Source organism: Leucobacter soli (assembly GCF_042659205.1).
In the GTDB taxonomy this organism is placed as follows: domain Bacteria; phylum Actinomycetota; class Actinomycetes; order Actinomycetales; family Microbacteriaceae; genus Leucobacter; species Leucobacter soli.
The window spans coordinates 1-3,205 of sequence record NZ_JBHSRW010000241.1; the positions used below are offsets into that span (position 1 = coordinate 1).

Sequence of the window (3,205 nt, forward strand, 5' to 3'; positions counted from 1 at the left end):
CGCGGCGACCGGGCCGCCCACCGCGACCAGCACGCCGACCAGCGCCGAGGCGATCGCGTTCGCGACCAATTCGACGGTGCTCACGCCCGCCGCGGCCTTCGCACCCTCCTCGGGGTCGTCGGTGCTGCGCAGCGCGGCGGCGCTGAGGTGCGGGAATGCAAGGCCGATGCCCGCGCCGATCACGATGAGCGGCAGCAGCCAGAGCAGCGCGATCCACCATTCGCCATCGCGCTGGGTCAGCGTGTAGGCCAGCAGCCCGACCGCCATGAGCACCGCGCCGAGCACCGTGGCGATCCGCTGCGAACGCGGCGCGTCGAGGCCCGCGCTGTAGACCTGCGAGACGCTCCAGCCGATCGCGATCGCGCCGCCGAACAGCCCGCTGATCAACGGTGACAGGCCGGCGAGCTCGAGCGCGAAATACGGCAGATAGATGTCGATCATGGCCCCGGAGCTCAGGATGGCGAGGGTGAGGTAGATCCATTTGAGCGGATTTCCGCGCAGATAGGCGATGCGGGGCAGCACCGCGTTGACGCTGCGGCGCTCGACGACGACGAACAGCACCAGCAGCAGAGCGCCCGCGCCCATCCCCGCCGCGGTGAGCACGCCGGTGGGCACGATCGACGCGCTGCTGAACGCGACCGTCGCCAGCACGACGATGGCCAGCGACCAGACCGGGAGCGGCGAGGTGGAGCCGTGCACCACGCGCCCCGACGGCAGCGCCCTGATCGCGAGAAGCCCCAGGGCAACGGCGAATACGAAGAAGCTGAGGTAGGCGATGCGCCACATCCCGAACTGCGCGAACAGGCCGCCGAAGACGGGGCCGATGAGCACGCCGACGCCCCACATGCCCGAGGTGACGCCCGTGGCCCGCGTCCACAACCGCTCGGGCAGCGCGCTCTTGATCACCGCGAAGCCGAGCCCGACGAGCAGCCCGCAGCCGAGACCCTGGAGCACGCGCGTCGCGAGCAGCGTCTCCATGTTCGGCGAGATCGCGGTGGTCAGCGCCCCGAACGCGAAGACCGAGTAGGCGACGAGGTAGGCGCGCGCGGCGCCGAACGTGCCGAGCAGACGCGCGACGAGCATCGAGGCGAGCACGGCAGCGACGAGGAATACGGTGACGACCCAGGCGAAGTACTGCCGACCGCCGAGATCGTCGATCATGCCCGGCAGCAGTGCCGCCGTCAGGAACGAGTTCATCGCGTAGACGAGCACCCCGCCCGCGAGCACGAAGACCGTTCCGGCGTTGCCTCTGCCGAAGAGCTCTCGCCAGCTACCCGTCTCGGGTGCGGTCGGCTCCCGGAGCGGTTCGGTCATAGCTGCCACTCTACGACTCGGGTCAGTTCTGCGGGCCCGCCCCGCTCCAGGCGAGGCATAACCTAGTGCGTATGAGCACGCCGAGATCCTCCGTTCCAGAGCCGGGCCTCCCCGTCGATCCCGCCGAACCCGCTGATCCCGCCATTGCCGCCGACACCGTCGACGTCGCCGTGATCGGCGCCGGTTTCGCCGGGCTCGTCGCCGCCCGCGAACTGGGCGCGGCCGGGCTCGACGTGCTGGTGCTCGAGGCGCGGGATCGCATCGGCGGGCGCACCTGGACCGATCACCGCTTCGGCATGGATCTCGAGATGGGCGCCAACTGGGTGCACTGGGTGCAGCCGCACGTCTGGGCCGAGATCACGCGCTACCAGCGCGAGATCGTGCGCAGCCCCGTCGCCGACGAGGCCTATTGGCGCGGCGCCGGGGGCGCGGCTCGCTCGGGCACGCTCGCCGAGTTCATGGCGCTGATCGACGAGGGGCAGCAGGCGCTGATCGACGACGTGCGCGTGGCGATGCCGCGCGGCGTCGAGCCGACGGTCGGCACGATCCAGCAGCTCGATCATCTCAGCATCCAGGATCGCTACGATTCGCTCGATCGGGAAGGTGTGCTCGGCCCCGAGGCGCGCGCCGCGAACGACTCGGTCTGGGTCGGCCACGTGAACGCACCGCTCGATCAGGCCGGGCTCTCGAGCGCGCTGCGCTGGGTCGCGGCGACCGGCGGGCACTGGCAGCTGATGCACGAGGCCTCGTCGACCTACCGCGTCGTCGACGGCATGCGCGGCTTCACCGATCGGATCGCGGCCGATGTGCACGGCGAGATCAGGCTGCAGACGACGGTGGTTTCGGTGGTGCAGGGTCTCGACGGCGCCGCGGGCGTCATTGTCGAGACCGCCGACGGCTGCCGGATCCGCGCCCGTCGCGTTATCTCGACGCTGCCGGTGAACGCGAGCGGCGGCATCCGGTTCGACCCGCCCCTCCCCGCGGCATGGCAGCGGCAGGCCGCGGAGACCGTCGCCTCGCAGGGCACCAAGGTCTGGCTGAAGGCTCGCGGCCATCTGCCCCGCTTCTTCGCCTACGCGAGCCAGCACGACCCGCTCTCGGTACTGAAGGCCGAGTTCTACGGCAGCGACGCCGACGGCGACTACACGGTGCTCGTCGCCTTCGGGCCCGACCATACGCGCATCGACCTCGACGACCTCGCCACCGTGCAGGCGGCGGTCGACGCGTTCAGACCGGGTATCGAAGTCCTCGAGGTCACCGCCCACGATTGGATGAAGGATGCGCTCTCACTCAACACGTGGATGACGCACCGGCCCGGCCAGCTCACCCGCGATCTCGCCGAGCTGCAGCAGCCGCAGGGTGCGCTGCACTTCGCGACGACCGACAACGCCGACCTCTGGGGCGGCTTCATCGACGGTGCAATCGAGAGCGGCCTCCGCGAGGCGCGGCGCGTGATCGAGGCGCTCGCGCCCCGCTGAGCGGCTGAAACTCGAGTCGCCCGTCGGCCGTCGACGAGAGGCGAGAGGCGAGAAACGGTTCCAGAACGCCGACCTATGCAGCCATTTCTCGCCTTTCATCGCCATTCCGCGGGCGGGTGGCGAGGATGCGCGGCTCGGCTCGACCTGAGCGGTGCAGGCTCAGCCTTCGAAGACCACCCGGCCCTCGACGACGGTGAGGCGGATCGGCACCTCGGGCAGTTCGTCGGGCGTCGCCTCGACGGGATCCGCGCCCCACACGGTCAGGTCCGCGACAGCACCGGGCGCCAGCCGGCCCCGATCCTCGTGTCCGCGCGCCTGCGCCGGCCACAGGGTGTACGCGAGCAGTGCCTCCTCGCCGGTCAGCCGCTGCTCCGGTTCGAAGACGTGCGCCTGCGCCTCGCCTGGCGTGTGCC

The 3,205-nt window shown here is 70.8% G+C and carries 3 protein-coding genes; 1 reads left to right on the plus strand and 2 read right to left on the minus strand.

Features of this window, described 5'->3' with window-relative positions; translation table 11 throughout:
* Positions 1–1,314 (minus strand): MFS transporter (locus ACFPZL_RS11475; RefSeq protein WP_382335494.1); only part of this gene is annotated, 1,314 nt, incomplete at its 3' end.
* Between the two features lie 71 nt (positions 1,315–1,385).
* On the opposite strand from ACFPZL_RS11475, the gene ACFPZL_RS11480 reads away from it, so the two are divergent.
* On the plus strand, positions 1,386–2,792 hold the full coding sequence (locus ACFPZL_RS11480; RefSeq protein ID WP_218114414.1) for a flavin monoamine oxidase family protein: 1,407 nt from the start codon (positions 1,386–1,388) through the stop codon (positions 2,790–2,792).
* Between the two features lie 159 nt (positions 2,793–2,951).
* Here ACFPZL_RS11480 and ACFPZL_RS11485 read toward each other — a convergent pair.
* Positions 2,952–3,205, minus strand: a 254-nt coding sequence (locus ACFPZL_RS11485) for an amidohydrolase family protein (protein WP_382335496.1), incomplete at its 5' end; no start/stop codon positions are given.

Excerpts from the sequence above, each read along its gene's own strand:
- ACFPZL_RS11480 (WP_218114414.1), top strand. The coding sequence starts at position 1,386 with ATGAGCACGCCGAGATCCTCCGTTCCAGAGCCGGGCCTCCCCGTCGAT.